Origin of the sequence: Candidatus Nitronereus thalassa, from assembly GCF_032191465.1 — a bacterium.
In the GTDB taxonomy this organism is placed as follows: Bacteria; Nitrospirota; Nitrospiria; order Nitrospirales; family UBA8639; genus Nitronereus; species Nitronereus thalassa.
Genome location: NZ_JAQOUE010000002.1, coordinates 383,067 through 402,400 on the forward strand (window position 1 = coordinate 383,067; position 19,334 = coordinate 402,400).

20 protein-coding genes are annotated in these 19,334 nt (G+C 49.0%); 8 read left to right on the plus strand and 12 right to left on the minus strand.

The window, feature by feature from the left end; genetic code table 11:
* Positions 1 to 11: 11 nt before the first annotated feature.
* Complete coding sequence (locus PPG34_RS17110) at positions 12 to 1,697, minus strand: ArnT family glycosyltransferase (protein ID WP_313834659.1); 1,686 nt, start codon at positions 1,695 to 1,697, stop codon at positions 12 to 14.
* A 221-nt stretch (positions 1,698 to 1,918) separates the two neighbouring features.
* On the opposite strand from PPG34_RS17110, the gene PPG34_RS17115 reads away from it, so the two are divergent.
* The 4 genes from PPG34_RS17115 (at position 1,919) to PPG34_RS17130 (ending at position 5,826) form a co-directional block, all read left to right on the plus strand.
* Positions 1,919 to 2,626, plus strand: a complete 708-nt coding sequence (locus PPG34_RS17115) for a septal ring lytic transglycosylase RlpA family protein (RefSeq protein WP_313834660.1) — start codon at positions 1,919 to 1,921, stop codon at positions 2,624 to 2,626.
* Positions 2,627 to 2,777: 151 nt separating this feature from the next.
* Positions 2,778 to 3,962: a ComEA family DNA-binding protein gene (locus PPG34_RS17120; RefSeq protein WP_313834661.1), complete on the plus strand. Its 1,185-nt coding sequence runs from the start codon at positions 2,778 to 2,780 to the stop codon at positions 3,960 to 3,962.
* Between the two features lie 257 nt (positions 3,963 to 4,219).
* Positions 4,220 to 5,230: a hypothetical protein gene (locus PPG34_RS17125; protein ID WP_313834662.1), complete on the plus strand. Its 1,011-nt coding sequence runs from the start codon at positions 4,220 to 4,222 to the stop codon at positions 5,228 to 5,230.
* Between the two features lie 377 nt (positions 5,231 to 5,607).
* Positions 5,608 to 5,826: a hypothetical protein gene (locus PPG34_RS17130; RefSeq protein WP_313834663.1), complete on the plus strand. Its 219-nt coding sequence runs from the start codon at positions 5,608 to 5,610 to the stop codon at positions 5,824 to 5,826.
* Between the two features lie 97 nt (positions 5,827 to 5,923).
* Here the strand turns inward: PPG34_RS17130 and mtgA are convergent, their stop codons facing one another.
* The 8 genes from mtgA to PPG34_RS17170 form a co-directional block, all read right to left on the minus strand.
* Positions 5,924 to 6,706 (minus strand): monofunctional biosynthetic peptidoglycan transglycosylase, encoded by a 783-nt coding sequence (mtgA, locus tag PPG34_RS17135; RefSeq protein WP_313834664.1) that lies wholly within the window; start codon positions 6,704 to 6,706, stop codon positions 5,924 to 5,926.
* A gap of 23 nt (positions 6,707 to 6,729) precedes the next feature.
* Complete coding sequence (locus PPG34_RS17140) at positions 6,730 to 7,527, minus strand: DUF72 domain-containing protein (protein WP_313834665.1); 798 nt, start codon at positions 7,525 to 7,527, stop codon at positions 6,730 to 6,732.
* Positions 7,524 to 8,867: a nicotinate phosphoribosyltransferase gene (locus PPG34_RS17145; protein WP_313834666.1), complete on the minus strand. Its 1,344-nt coding sequence runs from the start codon at positions 8,865 to 8,867 to the stop codon at positions 7,524 to 7,526. Before PPG34_RS17145 ends, PPG34_RS17140 begins: the two co-directional genes overlap by 4 nt.
* A 4-nt stretch (positions 8,868 to 8,871) precedes the next feature.
* A complete protein-coding gene (locus PPG34_RS17150) occupies positions 8,872 to 9,240 on the minus strand; it encodes a hypothetical protein (protein ID WP_313834667.1) in 369 nt (122 codons plus the stop codon).
* Positions 9,237 to 10,214, minus strand: a complete 978-nt coding sequence (floA, locus tag PPG34_RS17155) for a flotillin-like protein FloA (RefSeq protein ID WP_313834668.1) — start codon at positions 10,212 to 10,214, stop codon at positions 9,237 to 9,239. The genes PPG34_RS17150 and floA overlap by 4 nt, the downstream gene beginning before the upstream one ends.
* A complete protein-coding gene (locus tag PPG34_RS17160) occupies positions 10,214 to 11,590 on the minus strand; it encodes an NfeD family protein (protein ID WP_313834669.1) in 1,377 nt (458 codons plus the stop codon). Before PPG34_RS17160 ends, floA begins: the two co-directional genes overlap by 1 nt.
* A 174-nt stretch (positions 11,591 to 11,764) precedes the next feature.
* The gene (locus PPG34_RS17165) at positions 11,765 to 13,420 is read right to left on the minus strand and encodes a sigma-70 family RNA polymerase sigma factor (RefSeq protein ID WP_313834670.1); all 1,656 of its coding nucleotides are present in this window, start codon (positions 13,418 to 13,420) and stop codon (positions 11,765 to 11,767) included.
* Positions 13,421 to 13,449: 29 nt separating this feature from the next.
* The gene (locus PPG34_RS17170; RefSeq protein WP_313834671.1) at positions 13,450 to 13,635 is read right to left on the minus strand and encodes a hypothetical protein; all 186 of its coding nucleotides are present in this window, start codon (positions 13,633 to 13,635) and stop codon (positions 13,450 to 13,452) included.
* 241 nt (positions 13,636 to 13,876) lie between these two features.
* Between PPG34_RS17170 and PPG34_RS17175 the strand changes: the two genes are divergently transcribed.
* Positions 13,877 to 14,233, plus strand: a complete 357-nt coding sequence (locus PPG34_RS17175; protein ID WP_313834672.1) for a winged helix-turn-helix transcriptional regulator — start codon at positions 13,877 to 13,879, stop codon at positions 14,231 to 14,233.
* Between the two features lie 90 nt (positions 14,234 to 14,323).
* Here PPG34_RS17175 and PPG34_RS17180 read toward each other — a convergent pair whose 3' ends face one another.
* From PPG34_RS17180 to PPG34_RS17190, 3 genes are all read right to left on the minus strand, one after another.
* Positions 14,324 to 15,673, minus strand: coding sequence for a DEAD/DEAH box helicase (locus tag PPG34_RS17180; protein WP_313834673.1), 1,350 nt, complete (start codon positions 15,671 to 15,673; stop codon positions 14,324 to 14,326).
* A gap of 434 nt (positions 15,674 to 16,107) precedes the next feature.
* Entirely contained in the window at positions 16,108 to 16,356 is a 249-nt protein-coding gene (locus PPG34_RS17185; RefSeq protein ID WP_313834674.1) for a GlsB/YeaQ/YmgE family stress response membrane protein, read from the minus strand.
* A 40-nt stretch (positions 16,357 to 16,396) separates the two neighbouring features.
* Entirely contained in the window at positions 16,397 to 17,059 is a 663-nt protein-coding gene (locus PPG34_RS17190) for a DUF2959 domain-containing protein (protein ID WP_313834675.1), read from the minus strand.
* A 148-nt stretch (positions 17,060 to 17,207) separates the two neighbouring features.
* On the opposite strand from PPG34_RS17190, the gene PPG34_RS17195 reads away from it, so the two are divergent.
* From PPG34_RS17195 to PPG34_RS17205, 3 genes are read left to right on the plus strand one after another with little or no spacing between them, the layout of a single operon-like run.
* Complete coding sequence (locus PPG34_RS17195; RefSeq protein ID WP_313834676.1) at positions 17,208 to 17,537, plus strand: YnfA family protein; 330 nt, start codon at positions 17,208 to 17,210, stop codon at positions 17,535 to 17,537.
* Between the two features lie 32 nt (positions 17,538 to 17,569).
* A complete protein-coding gene (locus tag PPG34_RS17200; protein ID WP_313834677.1) occupies positions 17,570 to 18,310 on the plus strand; it encodes a TerC family protein in 741 nt (246 codons plus the stop codon).
* Positions 18,311 to 18,313: 3 nt separating this feature from the next.
* Positions 18,314 to 19,300, plus strand: coding sequence for an aldo/keto reductase (locus PPG34_RS17205; RefSeq protein ID WP_313834678.1), 987 nt, complete (start codon positions 18,314 to 18,316; stop codon positions 19,298 to 19,300).
* Positions 19,301 to 19,334: the final 34 nt, after the last annotated feature.

Sequence of the window (19,334 nt, forward strand, 5' to 3'; positions counted from 1 at the left end):
AACTCCCCTTATTACCCATCTTCGATTCTTCTATGAGTGTCAAAAATTTTCTCAGAATCGCGAACCACACGAACCAGGACAATCTTGTGCTTCCCTCGATTGAGGTAGCGAAATCGCTCTACCTTCAAAGCTACCTGTGCCCCCTCCAATTTTGCAAATTGCTCATAAGTCATGAGGATCACAACCTGGCCTTTCCGGATCACCAGTTCCCGAAGTTCCTGGACCGCCTGGCCAAATTCTTTTTGATAGCCAATGATATTCGCCCCTGGGTGACGATATTGCCAATAGTATAAATCTTCATCGCCGCGCCAATCCCAATGCTGAAACGTCAGAATAAAATCGTTGGGATGGGGCAGCAAGGCTTTGGTTTCCAGAAACATCGTTCGCGGAGAACCCGCCATATCCATGGCAGGCAAAAGAAAGCCAATAATGCCAAGCATCCATCCAGCGGCGATAACTCCTAGGCCCTTCAGTGCAATGTGAATACGGGAGGAAATCACGTGCCACATGAGCCACAGGGTTAATCCAATCATCACCATAATATAGGGTAAAGGAAAGGCTTCAAGCGATATCCCACGCTGCCATTCTAAAATTGCCGGACCAGCAACCAGCCCCACCACGTTGACAAGGCAAAAGATGCCAAGCAGGATCTTCAACAGGCGTTCGCATTGAATCTTCTGCCGAGGATCGGCAAGCACCGAATGATAAAAATACCCAATCGCTAACGCGACCGGCGGCACGATCGGCAACAAGTACCGCTCGGTTTTTCCATGAGCGACGCTAAAGGCCGCGAAGTAGGCCAACATCCATACCAATAAAAAAAGCTCTTTGGACTTAGGACCAAAGGGCCGCGCATACCAGAGCAAGACAAACGTCGAGGGGATCAACACTGACCAGGGAAAAAAATCAAACCACATCACTCTCAAATAGTAGTGAAACGGCTGATTCCCTATAGTGTCGGTTACCACACGATCTAAACTTTCCTTAAAGAAAAAGTTCTCGCGGAACTCCGGGCCTAAGACCCAATAGTAAGGAACCACCATCGCGAGAAAGACAAAGAGGCCAACGTACACAGGCCAGCGTCGCAGCGCACTCCATTCCCATTGCCACGCGAAATACACCAGCAGCGTGAGACTGGGGAGCAACAGCGCATGCGCCGCCTTAAACATCGTCCCTCCCGCGAGGAACACAAATCCGACGACATACCACCAACTTTGTTTTTCAAGAAAATACGCGCGTGCCCAGCAATACATACCCGCGGTCATAAAAAAAGTCAGCCCTGGGTCCATCAAGACCAATCGCCCATACCAGTAAAAAAGAAAGGTGGTAGCTACCACGACCCCCGCCCAAAACCCAGCCAATGGGGAAAATAGAATCACACCCAAATGATAGGTCAGCAACAGCGTCCCCAAACTGAACATCGACTCGGGAAGGCGCAACGCCACTTCGATACTTCCAACCAAAGGCGTGAAATATGTCGAGGCCAATGACTCCATCCAAAAAAACAGTGGGGGCTTATTCAAATAGCGTTGGCCATACAATTCCAAATGAAAAGGGTTCGCTTGCGTAAACGTTCGATCGATAATCGCCGCATACAAGCCCTCGTCCTCCACAAACAGCGAAATGTCGAGATGCCACAGGACCGAAAGCAGGCCAAGCCCCAACACCACACAAAATTGCAAACTCTTTTGATTCATCCAGAAAACAACCTGTGATTGGCAAAACGCCAGAAGGATATTAATGGATACAATGCACCGTCACGTGACCGGCTGGGCACTGTATCACATTGGGTCAACACCGCACAGACATAGCGCTCAAGAAAGGTGGGAGATCAAGATGCCGAAGTTTTGAGTTGAAAAGTGATGCAAAAGAATGGACAATTACTACGGGTATTTAATTAGGTTGTGAGAGGACCACCATGTTTCACCGAAATAAGACCAAGCTTAGCATCAAACTCATGCTCCTCTTTGCGGGACTGCTCTTGCCGGGATGCAGCGTCATTGAAACCGGATGGAACATTACCAAAGGAACCGTCAAAGGCGGATACTATGTGGTGAAGGGCGCGTATCACCTAACCGCTGGCGTCAGCAGAGTGGTCTACCACATTGGCAGATTCACCTTTAACGTGGTGCGGGCGCCAGATGATTGGCCCCTTACGAATAACGACCTGGAAACCATCGATGGATTGCCGGTGAAAGAAGCCATCCGCCAAGGCCGTGTCAAAGCCGCGCCGTACGTCGTCAAAGGCCGACGCTATGTGCCTATGACGATGGAAGAAGCGCAAAAATACGAGGAAACCGGCACCGCCTCCTGGTATGGCTATGAAACACGCATTCAAAAAGGCGGACACATGACGGCCAATGGCGAAGCTTTTGACCCCCATGGATTCACGGCCGCTCACAAATATCTGCCGCTCCCCATCAACGTAAAAGTGACCAATCTGGAAAATGGCCGATCGATCATCGTCCGAGTCAACGACCGCGGTCCCTTCCCAAGCATCAACAATTCTCACTCCGGCAAACGCATCATCGATCTCAGCGCCGGCGCCGCCAAACGTCTCGGCTTCTACAACAAGGGTCTCGCCAAAGTCCACGTGGAAGTCATCCCCGTAAAATTTGAAACCTGATCCCATTCCGTATTCCCTAGGAATATTTCCCGATTTCAAAAACCCTCCTGATTGGCACACACTACGCCATGAGATTTTTCAAAGAGTTAAGAGTGACGTAGAGGCTGGTTCAAAAAGAAACTAATTGGATTGTCTTTATAGAGGAATTCTTATGTCAGGTAAGAGCTCACGATGCCTTCAACTTCTTGAGGAAGTTGTTCACGAGCTTCAAAGTGGAAAACATGGTTACGTTACACGTGCTATCAGGAAGCTTGAGCTAACAGCAGAACTCCTTGATGATGCTGAACTTTCAAGTTGGTGTAAATTTCATCTAGGCCACTATGTCTTGAAAATTAAAAATTACGAGGGTGGTGAAGCTAAAGAGTATTTTATGAAATTTCTTGCCCCAGCACTAAAGGAAATAAGGGCATCCATTGAGATTGAAGAGTTGAACCCCCGTTTTAATAAAGCTGGTGGAGGGTTTGAAAGCGTCGAAATTATCGAACAAAAGATTGAACAATTTAATAAAAGTAAAACTGGGAACGACGGAACTTATTATCATAATAACCTCATGTCCACCTTGTCATCTGTCGCAAATGCTGCTTCAGTAAGGGCAGCCAGGCTGTATTCGGCGCTTGCATTTGGTGAGATACCAAAGCAACATTTTGATTTTATCCGTGATCGTGTTGACAACCTGCTCTTAGATGTCTGCCCCGATGCAATCGAACAGTTCATGAAGGCCTATGAGAGGCTTAGTTCGGGGAATTCCGAGGACTGGTCCTTAGCTCTTACTGTTTGTCGCCGTGTAATCAAAGCGGTTGCCGATGCCATCTATCCACCAACAACTGCAAAAGCAGGCGACAGGGACCTAGGTGAACCGCAATATATAAATCGCCTCTGGGCCTTTCTTGATGAAAATCTTCCCGCAAGCTCAGATAAAGATTTAGCAAAAGCTCACGTCGATTACCTGGGATCTTTTCTACACCGCTTGGATAGAAAAGCGTCCAAAGGAGTTCATGCGAAAGTAACTCATGAGGAAGCAGTACGATCGGTGCTTTACACTTATTTGACGCTCGGGGACCTACTGGAGTTTGCACCTTTTGAGGTTAGGAAGAAAGTCGCAGGCCCAACTAAAGTAGACCTGAATACAGCTTCACTTGAGGAACTCGCAATAGTTCCAGGAATAACTCGGGGGATTGCAAAGCAAATTGTTAAGCTGAGAATACAAATGCCATTATCTAATGTCGAGGATTTGAAAAAAATTAAAGGTGTTGGGCCCAAGACAGTGGAAAGACTAAAACAGCATGTAGTCACTCTGCCGACTGACCAAAATTCCGGCCAAAAAGCCAGAAAATGATTTTGTGCCGAATGGGTCCCTTAAACAATAAGTACACCATAAGCAAACGCCCATTGGGATTAGTAGTATATAACTCAAATTAAACAACATAGAATCAAAAGCAGTTATTTTTGATACCCTGAATGGAAATTAAAATTGCCTTAAAAGTAAGTAAATTTCTGTGAATCCCCAAGAAGGTTTTTGAAAATTTTCGATTTTCAGAAAAGGCTAACCCTTTTGTTGAAATGAATTATTAGCTTCCAAATAGGGGTAGATTCGTGACAGAGGAAAAAGACTTCTTCGAGATGGATCGTCGTAAGTTCCTGAAGCTTTCCGGATATGGTCTGACTGCCATAGGTGGTTATCTTGCAGCAGGTATTATCAACCCATTTCAAAATAAAATTAGTGATGCGGTGCAAGAAACTTTTTTCAGCAAAGACATTCCCCAACAAATCATTGAAGATCGAGAATTAACAGCTTTAATAAAACGAGTCTTTCTGGGGACTGGTGAGAACATTGCCATTCTCCCCGCTTCCCATAACCCAACTGTAGGTGCAGAACTGACTAAAGGTACCGTTGAAGCAGCGCAACCCTTTAAATCGGTGATTTTTGATCTCGATGAGAGAATTAAAGATATTTCAGGAAGCGTTAAAACTGGAATTTCAGGCAATCTAATTTGCTTTGGAAGTCCAACATCAAACATCGTGGCGCGGACAGTTATGCAATATAAAGAAATAAGAGGCGATGGAAGGAACGGACACCATTTTATACCAAACGAAACATTTGAATTTCCTTTTTTGTATGAACTTAACGGAGATCTACTCTTGAAAGAAGGGCATTATTGCAAAAGGTTGGTAAGAGATCAGGAGATTATTATTCCAAATTGGGGTATCAGACTGAGTAAAGACCTTCTTAAAATTCCAGAAACACGCAATGATAAAATCGCTAATGATTATCTCATCATCACCAATGTACCAAATATTTTTCACAAACAGTCTTATGAACTTGGACGTCGGATTATTATGCTTGGCGGGACTCATGCAACAGGGACCAGAGCTACAAAATTGTTGCTCTTAGACAAAGGTCTACTCAAACAAATTGAGGATAAATCATCCAGGATGTCCTCATGGCAAGCAGTGGTGACAATTGATAATGTTAACCTTGAAACATCCGCCCCGCAAAGTCTTGGAGGCAGAGTGGATGTCAAGGAAGTAAACATAGATCGCCAAAAACTTGAATCCCTTGTTTATAAACATGACAAACTCTATCAAGGTTACCTTTCTGCCTAAAGTGGAACAACAACCAGTAGCCCACAAAATTCTCTTTGTGCTCAACGCTACAACATTCCAGCCTACTCCAGTCAAACTTCGGAATATGTGAAAACCTTGGCTGGAGTTGGCTGGAATGAGTGGGAGTAGGTTCCAGTAGGATGAGGGTCTTGCATTTGTAAACCGCAGGTCGGACTCACCAAATAGCCTTACCGACTCACGGGCAAAAACATCCCCCTCCATTTTTCCTTCCAGTTTCAAGAACTTATGCTTTCATGAAAATCTTTGCGGTTTTTTCTTGATTCCTTCCGTTATTTCTTCTTTCAAACTGCCGATAAAGTACAAAGACGTTGTGCATGGGCTTTCAATTCTTCACCTCGTTACAAGGAGGAGCCGTTATGAAGTGTGTTCGTTTAATTAATTTGCTCATCGTTGGTGTTGTTTTCTCCACAGTCGCGATTGGCTGCGGGGCAACCAAACAAGTGCGATACACCTCGGGCCCACCCAATGTGGCCGTTTCTACCGAAAGTCTGAATCAGGAGTCCATAGCAGCATCTTCAGTAGCGTCCTATTCAAACGATACGCAGTATGTGCATGTGAAAATGACACAACCCTGATTCCCATATTTCCCTGGAATGCCGTTGGGACTCCCTCCGATTCCCAACGGCCTTCCATCATTCTCTCATCCAACCTTCTACTCGTTTGCCCAGATTATTACGAACCGACCTTTTTCATCCTTTGTAAAATCAGGTCCTTTTTCTGCCGCACGTAAGGGCTGTTCTGATCAGGTCGATACTGCAAAGGCCGTGGAATGACGGCTGCCAACCGTGCCCCTTCTTCAGCCGTCAGGAATCTCGATGATTTCCCAAAGTATTGCTGAGCCGCGGCCTCAATCCCAAACACTCCCCCACCCCATTCAATGACATTGAGGTACAGTTCTAGAATTCGACCCTTGGAGAGTTGCGACTCCATGGTATACGCCATCAGGAGTTCCTTGGCCTTTCGCCTCAGGGTCTTGTCGGTACTCAAATACAAATTTTTTGCCAATTGCTGGGTAATGGTACTGCCTCCGCGAGCCATTCTCCCTTGCTCGAAATTGGTTTCCACCGATTCTTGCACTTCTTGCCAGTCCACCCCTGCATGGGAATAAAACCGGCTATCTTCGGACACCAGAATAGCCCGACGCACATTCTTAGGTATTTGAGAGAGGGGTACCCAGTGTTGCGTGATATGGAACGATTTACCTTCGGCTTCCGCCTCCGCCCTGCGTTGTTGCATCAAGGCCGTCTCGGCGGGATTTTTCGTTTCAAGCTGTGCGATGGACCAGAAAGGAATGGTGGCGATTTCAATCAGCAGGTACAGGCACAAGAGTGACAGCATCGCCACGACTTTATGGGTTTTTGCCCAGAGAAGCACCGTCCCAAATTTTTGAGGCCACGAAGCCTGCCGCCTTTGGGTTTGCCACAAATATGTGGGCCTAGGAATTTTCGTTTTCATAAAGATTCCGCTCGTCGCTTGCTTCAAGTGCTACGATGACTTTTCGGTACCCCTGAGATCCCACTCCGCTCCAGGCGCTTCATGACCTTCCGCTCTAAGGCCAGGGCATTTTTCACGGCATAGGCATGTTCATCATTATCAAAATAACAATAGACATCTTTTCCCGCATTGATCCACATCACACATTTTCTGGCCCACGCATCCAGCACGGAGGATTGATACGAGCCTTGATATGCATCTCCCGGCCCATGCAACCGTATGTAGACGAAATCTGCCGTCACCTCGATTGGCGTGACTTTCCCGGCCAAGTGATACAGACACAACCCTGCGTGATAATGCCGCAACAGATCATACGTTTCTTGCTGCAACCAACTCTCGTCCCGAAACTCGAAGGCAAATGGTCGATTCCCTGGCAACACTTTTAGAAAACTTTCCAAACGTTCCAGATTCACTTTCCAGCGAGGCGGCAGCTGAAACAACACCGGTCCCAGTTTGGGACCCAGTCCCTGTATCGCGTCAAAAAACTTTTGAACGCTGGCTTCCGGATCTTTAAGTTTCTTCATGTGCGTGATAAATCGACTGCCCTTGCATGCAAAAAGAAAGTGTTTGGGGGTTCCCTTTCCCCAGGCTTCGAAGGTTTCAACTGAGGGAAGGTGATAAAACGTGTTATTGATTTCGACGGTGTGAAAGTGGCGGGAGTAGTATGAAATAAATTCTGAAGTCGGCATTGTTTTGGGATAGAAGGGCCCCACCCAATGCGGATAGTGCCAGCCGGAGGTGCCGATGAAGATACGGCCGAGCTTCACTCGTGCGCCATTCAACGCTGAGCATCCACGGCTTGTGCAAGGTCTCGCAGGGCTTGAGAGACCTGGACGTCAACCGTGGTACCTTCTCGAAGTAGTCGCAGTTTTTCCGGCAGCCGCTGTAATTGTGCCGCTGCATGTTCACGGGATTGGGGGAGTGGAATGGGAGAACTTATTCGCTTGCCACATTCCAAAATCTTCTCGATGATCAGCTCTCCATCTTGGGAATCATCAGCAGTGGTCAACACATCATGATCGATATGCCCCTGCGAGTCATAGTGGCGATAAACTTGTTTACGGCCAGGCCACGTCGCCTTCCCTTCCGATTTTTTTCGGCAGGCGCGGCCCGCATATTCCTGGAGTTTGTATGCGCAATCGAGATACGGGACATCCGCAGAGGCCGTCATCTTGGTGCCGACGGCCAAAAAGTCTATTGGTGCTTGGTCCGCCACCATGGCTTGAATGGCATACTCATCCAAATTTCCACTCGCGGTGATTTGCACGTCAGAGAGCCCGCCCTCATCCAAAATCTTTCGTACTTTGAACGCATGATCAACAAGATCTCCGCTATCGAGTCGCACGCCTTTAATGGCAATGCCTTTGTCTTTTAACCGCGGAGCCAGAGCAACGATTTTCTTCGCTCCTTCTTCAGTATCGTAGGTATCGATGAGCAGGATGACATTTTCTGGTTGCGCCTCGGCAAAATGTTCGAAGGCTTCGCTTTCGACTGTATGCGCTTGAATGAAACTATGCGCCATGGTACCGAACACCGGCACGCCAAATAATAGCTCGGCCAACACCGTGGCCGATCCGGCAAAGCCCGCTAGATAACTTGCCCGTGCGGCAAGCAATCCCGCTTCGGCTCCATGCGCACGGCGGAGACCGAAATCAATCAGAGGTTTGCCTGATGCCGCGAGTACACACCTCGCGGCTTTTGAGGCCGCCAAGGTTTGATATTGAAGAAGATTGATGAGGCGCGTTTCGACCAATTGCGCTTCAGGAAGCGGAGCCGTGATACGTGCGATGGGCTCATTGGCAAAAAAGATAGTGCCCTCGGGCATCGCGTGCAAATCACCGGTGAACCGCCAGCGTTCTAAATATTTCACGAAGGACTTGCTGAAGTATCCGCTCTTTTCTACCCATTCCAACTCTTCCGGCGTAAACCGCGCCTGCTCCAAAAACTCTACGAGTTGTTCCAGTCCCGCGGCCATGTAAAATCCGCGTTGAGGCGGCATCTTGCGCGAAAAGAATTCGAAGACCGCAGTCTCCTCCATGCCTTGCTCCATATAGCCTTGAAGCATGGTCAATTGATACAGATCTGTCAGGAGGATACTGGAGCGAATATCCGGGAACGACATGCCCTTAGAAGGTCCTCCGGTCGCTTGATGATTCGAGCGCACGGCATGGACCCAAGACCGTCATCAGGATGATCCCCTGGCGCAGGGTCTGGGGACTCCCCAGACCCAAACGCCTAAGGGTTGTGGTACGGACATTTTGACTTTGAGAGGTCACAGGAGGCCTTGGTGGCGGCTCCTCTAATGGGCTCGCCGCCTCAGCAGGAGGAACTTTGGGCGCTTCCTCAAATTCAGGTTGGGGTGACCATTCAATCGGTTCAAACTCCACCCCATCGGTGGAGTGCTTTTGCATTTGTTCTTGCAACCAACGACCAGCGACGGAAAGCCCCCAAACGAAAAGCGCCAGCAAGAAAAAGATGATGCTTTCTACGCTCATGACTTAGGTCCGCTCGATTGATCCTCTTCGTCTCCCGCGATGGAATCGCGCATGGCGGTATCGGCTTGCACATTCTTCATGCGATAGTAATCCATGATCCCCATGTTTCCTTGCCGGAAGGCCTCGGCCATGGCTTTGGGCACTTCGGCTTCGGCTTCCACCACGCGGGCTCGCATTTCTTGTTCCAAGGCCACCGCCATGGCCCGCCGTTCCTCGGCTTTGGCTTGAGCAATTTGTTTATCCGCATTGGCTTGATCAATCTGCAGTTTCGCCCCAATGTTTTGCCCCACATCCACGTCGGCAATATCAATGGATAAAATTTCAAACGCCGTCCCGGCATCCAACCCTTTACTCAAAATATGTTTGGAAATGTTATCAGGGTTTTCCAGCACCGCTTTGTGCGTGGGAGACGACCCAATGGTGCTCACCATCCCCTCGCCAACGCGCGCGATGACGGTTTCTTCGCCCGCTCCACCGACCAACCGATCGATATTCGCTCGAACGGTCACACGGGACACGGCAATAAGCTGTATCCCGTCCATGGCCACCGCCGTAATGCGCGGGGTTTCTATGACTTTGGGCAACACTGACATTTGCACAGCCTCCAGCACATCTCGCCCCGCAAGGTCGATCGCTGCGGCTCGCTTAAACGGCATCGGGATATTGGCCTTGTCCGCAGAGATCATGGCATTGACCACCCGCTCTACGTCCCCTCCGGCCAAAAAATGGGCTTCTAAATCGTTAATGGATATATCGAGCCCGGCTTTTGCGGAACTGATTCGAGCATTGACTATCGTTCCCGGCGGCACTCGGCGAAGTCTCATGCCGATCAATGTCATCAATCCCACATAGGCATTGGATGCCCAAGCCGCGATCCAGAGCGGAATAGGAATCAGAAATAATAAAAACCCCAAACCCGCCAATACGACGAGAAGTAACCCGAGTGATCCAAAGACTTGCGTTTCGGCTCCCATTACGTTTCACCTCTTTCCGGTGGTTCCGCACATGACCGGACCACGATTCTATTTCCATCCACATGCACCACTTCAACCCACTTCCCCGCTTGAATGAACTCGCCTTCCGAGACAACATCCACTCGCTGCCCATTGAAATGGGCAATGCCTGAGGGATGGAGATCAGATACCGTCGTGCCCTGTTTCCCAATCCATTGCCGATCGGTATCCGGTGTCGACTCATAGCCCTCTTTTGCTCCAAGTTCCTTATTAAGTACCAGTCGCTTGCCAAACGGCAATCGCGGGAATACTCGCAAGACTACTAAACTCAGGGCAATGGCAACGAGCAAAGAGATGGAAACCTGACCTATCGCGTCCAACACCACCTCCCATGTCGCACCTGCACCAACAAGGCTTAATCCCAAACCGCCCACAAGTGCGGCAATCCCCAGAATCCCAAAAATCCCAAACCCGGGGATGAGGAACACTTCGATGCCAACTAAAATCACGCCAAGCCCAACCAGCAAGAATTCTTCCAACCCTGCCAATCGGACCAGCCCATGCCCCCAGAAAAACAAAGCGAGGCTCGTGATTCCTAACACACCAGGAATTCCAAACCCCGGCATGCGGATCTCCGCGATGATGCCCAAAATGCCCAGCGTCATGAGTAAAGAGCTGACCGCTGGGTTGGTAAGAAATCGAACCAGCGTTTCAGCCCAGGTCTCCGACGCATAGCGAATCGTGGCATTCGCAAGGTTTCTCGACTCTAACACAAGTTCGAGAGTATTGGCTTGAAAATCTGCGACCTTCAGCTTCAGCGCTTCCTCGGTCGTGAGGGTGAGTAATTTTCCCTTGTCGATGACATCCTTAATTTCCACGTCCGCATCGACCATGGCTTCGGCGATGAGTGAGGGACGCTTGCGAGTTTCTGCCGTTGCGCGAAATTCCTTTCGCATGTATGAAACGGTTTTTTCCGCCACGGGTTGAGCAGGACCACCAGGAGCACCTATTTGAACCGGGGTGGCGGCCCCAATGGTACCGCCATCGGCCATCGCAATAGTTTCCGCGGCAAGACTGATTAACGCTCCAGCGGAAATGGCTCGCTTGTTCACAAACGCAACCGTAGGCACTTTCGAATTGAGCAGAGCATCCCGAATCACTACCGCAGCATCCACCCGTCCCCCGAAGGTATTGATTTCCAGAACTACGGCCTTGGCATCTTCTTTCTCAGCCTCATTCAACACCCGCTGAATAAACGGAGCCAGGCCCAAATCAATGATCCCATCAACGGGAACCACATAGACAACTGGCTGTTGGGCGTAGACAGGACAGACCCAGACCCACAGAGCCAAGAAGAAGGCGACTACATCTGTCGTTGAGCACTTGCGAATGGTCACGAGAAACCTTTCCTGAATCCTTAAGATCCAGCCACAACTAAACTTCAATGGCAGGGATCAAGGACCATGCGGTTTGTGACGGAACCCAAGAAACTACCGTGCCCAAACCCAGTGGCACGTGAAAATAGGAAGGAAGCAACACGACTGGATCTCGGATACCCTTGCAGGAATCCGTTAGTTTTCTGAAAGGCCCTGGAGCAACTCCACGCAACCCGGCTGCCGAAGTTTACGTAAAGCCACAGCCTCGATTTGGCGAATGCGTTCTCGAGTTACCCCAAAATCTTCACTGATTTCTTCGAGCGTGTGGTCTTTTTCAAACCCAATTCCAAAACGTTTTTTGATAATATAGGCTTCACGGTCGGTCAACACCCCAAGTGCCGTAGAAACTTTTTGCTGCACATCATACCGCTCCGCTGCAGCATAGGGTGGATAAATATTCACATCCTCAATGAAATCGCCTAACCGCATATCTTCGCTATCGCCCATCGGCATGTCCAGCGACATGGGCTCCTTAATGCAGTCCGTAATTTCTCTAACTTTCTCGTTGGGCAGGTCCAAAGCATGAGCCAGCTCTTCCAATCTTGGCTCCCGACCCAACTGTTGGACTAAATGCCCCTTGACCCGCTTCACCTTTTGCATGGCCTCATGCATGTGGACTGGCACACGAATGGTGTTGGCTTGATCCGCAAGGGCCCGGGTAATCCGTTGTCGAATCCACCAGGTGGCATAGGTGCTAAATTTATACCCCCGTTGGTATTCAAATTTATCGACCGCTTTCATGAGGCCTAAGTTGCCTTCTTGGACTAAATCCAAAAACTGCAACCCGCGCCCAAGATACCGTTTGGCAATGCTCACCACGAGCCGCAGGTTGGCACTAATCAGATCGGACTTTCCACGATCAATTTGGTTTTCCGCCTGTTCTAGTTTCTCTATCGTGATCAAAAACTGTGACGCAGGCATAGATATGACATTAGCTTCGAGATGGGTAAGCTTCGATTGCGCATCAACCATACCGGCCAACAGGGATTCCGCCTGTGCTTTGGGCAATTTCGATTTGTATTTTTTGGACAGGAGTGTGACCCAATTTGAATGGGCCTTTGCCCGATACTTCTGAAATTCTTCCTCTGACAACCCAAATTGTTTTGCCCCCTCATGAAGTGCATAGAGATATGAACGGACATTTCCACTCTCGGCCTTCACTCGCTCAAGGCAATGCGCCTGAAAACTGGATGAAAGGTTTAACTCCTTCACCACTTCCAATATTTTTTGATATAGATCTTCTTGCCTTTTTTGGGAATTGGCCATCTGTTGCTTGGTAGATCGATTTCCATTCCGTCTTTCCAACAACCCATGGAAGGATCTGGCATACCGGCGCACGATCGCAAGCCTCTGTAACGTCAGTGCTAACAACTCCTCTTCGGCTTGAGAATCTAACGGATCTTTAGCTTCCTCACCCTCTCCCGGCCCTTCCAGCTTAACCACATCTCGAAGAACCATCTCACCACGACGAAGCGACTCATGCACGTTCCATAGATGTTCCCACACCATCGGAAGCGTGAATAAGATAGCATGCAAATCCTTCTGCCCTTGCTCAATTTGTTGAGCTAATCGGACTTCCCCCTCCTGCTTCAGCAAGGGAACTTGCCCCATCTCTTTAAGGAACAGATGGGCTGGGCCTTTGGACTCTGCCGCACTCTCCTGCGCGGAAAGAGTTTCACCCTTTTTCAAAAAGGTTGAGGACATCGAATGGTTGCCCATCGCCGCTGGCGATATACTCAGATCAGTTCTCGCCTCAACACCTTGAGATAGTATGTCAAATGATTTTTTCATAATGGTCTGTCTTTATTGTACACCCAACATTACGCGGCTTTGGAGCCGGATCGGGTGGCCGATGATTTTGTGAGTGTTTGACTTTGGGTATTTTTGGAGACATAGGTCGTCCCCCCGCAATTTAGACACCGCAAAATGGCAATGTGCAAACTCGGTCCCTCGGGGTCAAATAACTGATCTCGAATAACTAATCCTTGGCACTTGGGACACTTCATTTTTTATCTCCCTCGCAGTCATTCCCTGCGTTTAGATTCTCATATGCCCTTCTCGAATTCTGGATCGAAAAATCTTGGTCTTTCTCTTTGATAAGCAATATTTCTCTCAATTCAAGTAGGCTGACTGATTTTTATGAGAAATCATTTTCAGATTCGGATGGGAAGCACTTGTTTTTTCTCGTTTATACTAGTTACTATAGGTAACTAATTATAAAAGTAAAGTAGGTACCAAAAAGTAACTATGAAATTACCAAGTAGCCCAGCCGGATGCCCTCTTGACGCCCTCCTTAGAGTACTTTCCGGCCCATGGACCATCTATATCCTCTGCCGGCTCCATAGAAATGGTCCTACTCGATTTGGCCAACTTAAGCGCCAACTTGTTGGAATTTCATCGAAAATGTTGACGGAACGGTTACGAAGCCTTGAAAAAGCCGAGATTCTTTACCGGGTGCACAAACCTACCGTACCTCCGCAAGTGACCTATGGCTTAACGGCAGAAGGGAAGGAACTCACCACGGTTTTGGACCAGCTCAACACTCTGGCCCAACAATGGGATGGCAGGGTACAAAACGACTCCAACCAGAAAATGGCTAGTTAGAATTTCTCTGACTTCTCTGCGAGATGAATTTTCTGATGGGAAAGCCCCCTTCTTTGAAAAGAAGATGAGCCTTCCCAACAGAATGGATCACTATCGGCTAGATGAAGCTGGACGCGAAGATCGACGCGGTCGGTTCGGCGGAAAATTTCTTGGCCTTTCAGAACGATCCCGATGTAGGCCCTCTGCAGATCGAGGCCGTGACATTCCGTTAGAGGAACGAGGCTTGGCCGATGTTCCCTCAGACATTTGTCCATATCTGGGTCTTGAAAATGAAGAGCGCGGAGCGCCTCCGTTTGGCTGTGGTCGAGCAGCAGGACGACTCCCGGGTGCGCAAGGCACGGCATGCCCCAGCAATCGCTCAATAGCCTGCAAGGATCGATAATCTTCCACCGTCACAAAACTGGTGGCGGACCCAATGGTTTTCATGCGAGCCGTTCGCCCAATCCGATGCACGTAGTCCTCAGGAACATTGGGTAAATCATAATTGACAACATGCCCGATATTGGCCACATCCAGTCCACGAGCGGCAATATCCGTCGCCACGAGAATCTGAAACCGGCCTCCACGAAATCCTTCCAACGCGGCTCGGCGTTGCGTCAGTCGTCGTCCGCCATGCAACACGGCCACACGATGGCCTCCCCGATCCAAGGTTTCTCCCAACCGATCAGCCCGATGTTTAGTTCTGGTGAACACCAATACGGACTCTCGCTTTTCTTTAAGAAGAGTCAGCAATAACTGAGTCTTATCTGATGACGTGGTATGATGCAAAACGTGATTAACCCCATCCGCAGGCGTGGCAGATTTAGCCACCATGGCACGTACGGGATCCTTCAATGACATCCGAGCTAAATCACCAAGATCACTAGGCATGGTCGCGGAAAAGAGCAACGTCTGTCGATTTTCTGGAATGGCATCCAGAATTTGGTTGAGTTGCGGAGCAAAGCCCATATCGAGCATTCGATCGGCTTCGTCCAATACCACAATCTGTAAATGGTTTAATAAAATTGTGCCTTGCCACATATGGTCCAACAAGCGCCCTGGAGTCGCGACCAAAATATCTGGCCGCTGCCGCAGACCGCGAATCTGCGCATTCATATCACTGCCTCCCACAATCGTGGTAGCAAATATTCGACGCGAGCGTCCAAGTTTTTCGATGGTCTCTTGAATTTGAAACGCCAACTCGCGTGTGGGGGCCAAGATGAGCGCGCGTGGATGACCTTTGGGGCCAGCCATCAGGCGTTCAATCATGGGGATCACAAACGCGGCGGTTTTCCCGGTTCCTGTTTGGGCGCAACCCAGTACATCACGACCTTCCATTGCAGGTGGGATGGCTTGAGCTTGAATAGGGGTCGGTTCTACCAATCCAGCCTTGGACAAAGCTTGTAACAAGGGAGCCGACACTCCGAGTGATTCGAACGTTAACGTTACGGATTCAGTCATTAAAACATTCCTTCTCCCAAGGGAGGTGTTAACAGAATGTCGGTGCAGCCCCTTGGAAGCTGACAAACTTCACATATCCCTGCGATGTTCACAGAGACCTCCTGTGTACTTTTTACAGCACATCAAGGAACGACGCCTTCTAAAGACAAAGAGTCGATGAATTAAACATTCTGTAAAAATTTAGTGGGATCGTATGTACACGTGGTCAGAAAACCAAACGAGGCAGAACTTAGGTGGGAGTCCGCTCCGAGCAGGAGTCTGGTCGCGATACGACCGCGGGTCCGTTTACTTATGATTTCCTGTTTGTCGCCGGACCGTCTCAACAAACAATGGCTTCAAGGTACAGTAGAATACCCGCACTGTCAAATTCCCTTCTCTCCCGATTGACGTACCCTTAGAGGCCATCACACCTTGGAGGACCATCATAGCAATGGCTACCCTTTCAACTTACGATAGGCGATGAGAAGCAATAACGCCCCTCCAACCGCCACCATCATACTGCGCATATCAAATCCTGTGACATCGCCAAAGCCCAGCATCGAACTGATCGTGCCGCCCACCAACGCTCCAGCAATACCAATCAAGCTGGTCACGATCATGCCTCCTGGATCTTTCCCAGGCATAATGAATTTGGCCACAATTCCGGCGATTAACCCAAACACAATCCAAGCGATTATTCCCATAAACTTGCTCCCTTTGGACGACTATTCACCTAAATGTCGATCATTCCTGCATGGCTGCAATAAACGAATCCGCCTCCTTGATGGACTTTTCCATATCTTTAATCAGAGAAGATATGTTGCCCTCCACCGACACCAGTTCTTGTTTGAGAGAGGCGATGGCTTGTGCGTTTAAATTATGTTTCAAGAATAGCACTTGGTCTTTGAACGCGGCGATGACAGGTTCCATCTTTGTCTCGGCCCGTTTCATGGCCTTGATCAACTGCCCATATTGCTTCCGAGTCTGCTCCAACTTTTGCTGACTCGCCCGGCGAAGACTGGCATTTGAGTATTGATGTAATTCGAGTTCCCATTCATCAAACAACGCCTCTGACACATTTTCCACGGAGGCGATACGATCATGAACCGCCTGGGCCTTGCTCTCGCTACGTTCATACTCGGCATTCAGTTTTTCGTATTTGTCCTGCAACTCTCCCCCTTCGAAATTCAACACGGTGGAGAATTGCTCAAACGCGGTTTTAAACTGGTCCTTGGCCTCTTCTTGAGAATCACGGGCTTTTTGAACATCCGACACAAGGAGGTCTCGCTTATGATACCCTAACTTTTCCATAGCCCCGTAATAGGCGGTCTGACAACCACCACAAATCATCACCAGCACCATCCCAGTAATGATTATTCCCATCTTAGATAATAAAGACTGATACATGGGCTTCTCTCCTTCAATCAATTAAGTCATCCGAATAGTCCTCATTCCGCCAAGAATCTGAGGTTGTTCGCCGAGCATACACATAGACAGGAGCAAGAACCAACATCATAATACACCGACAGAATTTTCTTTTTCTAAGGAGTCAGACATGACGATATCCATTTCACTTGGACTGTATGTGCTCGCTGGACTGTGCGAGATTGGTGGCGGCTATTTGATATGGCAATGGCTTCGCGAGGGAAGACCCGGAGGCTTTGGTCTACTCGGTGGCATCCTTCTGATGACCTACGGTATCATTCCCACCTTTCAACATGCACATTTTGGTCGAGTGTATGCCGCCTATGGTGGCATGTTTATCATCCTGTCCTTACTCTGGGGATGGGCACTCGATGGAACTCAGCCCGACCGATTCGATATCCTCGGCGGGTTCCTCTGCCTCAGCGGAGTCATCATGATTATGTACATGCCTCGAACCTAATATCTTTTACATCCGGCAAAGGAGTATCACTCATGAGTTGGTTGGCCGACCCAGAAACCTGGCTTGCCTTGGGCACCTTGACGGCCCTCGAAATTGTGCTGGGCATCGACAACATTATTTTTATTTCTATCCTCGCCTCGAAATTACCCAAGGCTGAACAACCTCGTGCGCGGTTCTGGGGATTGGCCGTCGCGTTGGGCACACGTTTATTGCTCCTCTTTTCCTTGGCATGGTTAATGGGCCTCACGACTCCGCTCATTACAATCCTGGCCCATGAAATTTCTGGACGCGATATCATTTTGCTGCTTGGCGGGCTCTTCCTGCTCGGGAAAAGCACGTTAGAAATCCACGAAAAACTGGAAGGCGAAGAAGAGCATGGGACTACGAGAGGCGCTGCCACTTTTGGAGCCATCATCGTACAAATCGCCTTGCTCGATATCGTGTTCTCTCTGGATTCCGTGATTACCGCCGTTGGAATGGCAAACCAGGTGAGCGTGATGGCCACGGCTATCGTCATTGCCGTCCTCGTCATGATGGCAGCCTCCGGCGCGATTAATGAATTCATCGATCAACATCCCACCATAAAAATGCTGGCCTTGAGCTTTCTCTTACTGGTCGGGGTCATGCTCATAGGCGAAGGGCTGCACTTCCATATTCCAAAAGGGTATATTTATTTCGCGATGGCATTTTCAGTCTTTGTCGAAATGCTTAATACAAAAATTCGCCGTCGTCGTCCACCACCGGTCAAACTTCGGCAACGCTATGCGGAATAAGCCATGAAGCATCGACAACTCGGAACCAGCGGCTTGACCGTTTCTGCCTTAGGACTCGGGTGCATGAGCATGTCCGAGTTTTATGGCCAAACCGATCAAAAGGAAGCCTTGGCTACACTACACCTGGCCATTGAACAAGGAATCACTTTTTTTGACACCGCAGACATTTACGGGCAAGGACGCAACGAAGGATTTGTTGGAGCGGCGCTTAAGGAACATCGCTCAAAAATTATTCTTGCGACAAAATTTGGAATTGTTCGAAATGATGAAGGGGAATTTGTTGGGGTAAATGGCAGACCAGATTATGTCCGCTCTGCCTGCGAGGCAAGTCTTAAGCGGCTGGGAGTGAAAGTGATCGACCTCTACTACCAACACCGTGTCGATCCCAACACTCCTATTGATGAAACGGTTGGCGCCATGGCTGACCTCGTGCAGGCTGGAAAGGTGCGGCACTTAGGCCTGTCTGAGGCCAGTGTTCACACGCTAAGAAAAGCGCATGCTGTGCATCCCATCACAGCCCTACAATCAGAATATTCATTGTGGACCCGCGACCCTGAAGAAGAAATCCTTCCAACCTGCCGTGAACTAGGTATTGGGTTTGTCCCCTATAGCCCCTTGGGACGTGGGTTTCTTGCGCACAATTTTGCTCAACCTGAAGACTTGGATGACGATGATGCGCGTCGCAAGCATCCACGATTCCGCCCCGAAAACTTTCAGAAGAACTTGGCCCTTGTCGAAGCAATTGAAGCCTTGGCAGAAAAAAAAGGCTGTAGCCTAGCCCAACTCGCCCTAGCCTGGGTCCTCTCTCAAGGAAAGAATATCATTCCTATTCCCGGCACGACGAAACGAACACATCTTGAAAGTAATATCAAAGCGATCGAAATTTGCCTTTCTCCCGAGGAACTATCACATCTCGATAAAATCGCGCCTTTTGGTATCGCCGCTGGCAAACGTTATCATGAATCAGGGATGGCGTGGGTAAACCTGTAGCTGGAACCTGTGACGACAATCAGATAAATGAGGA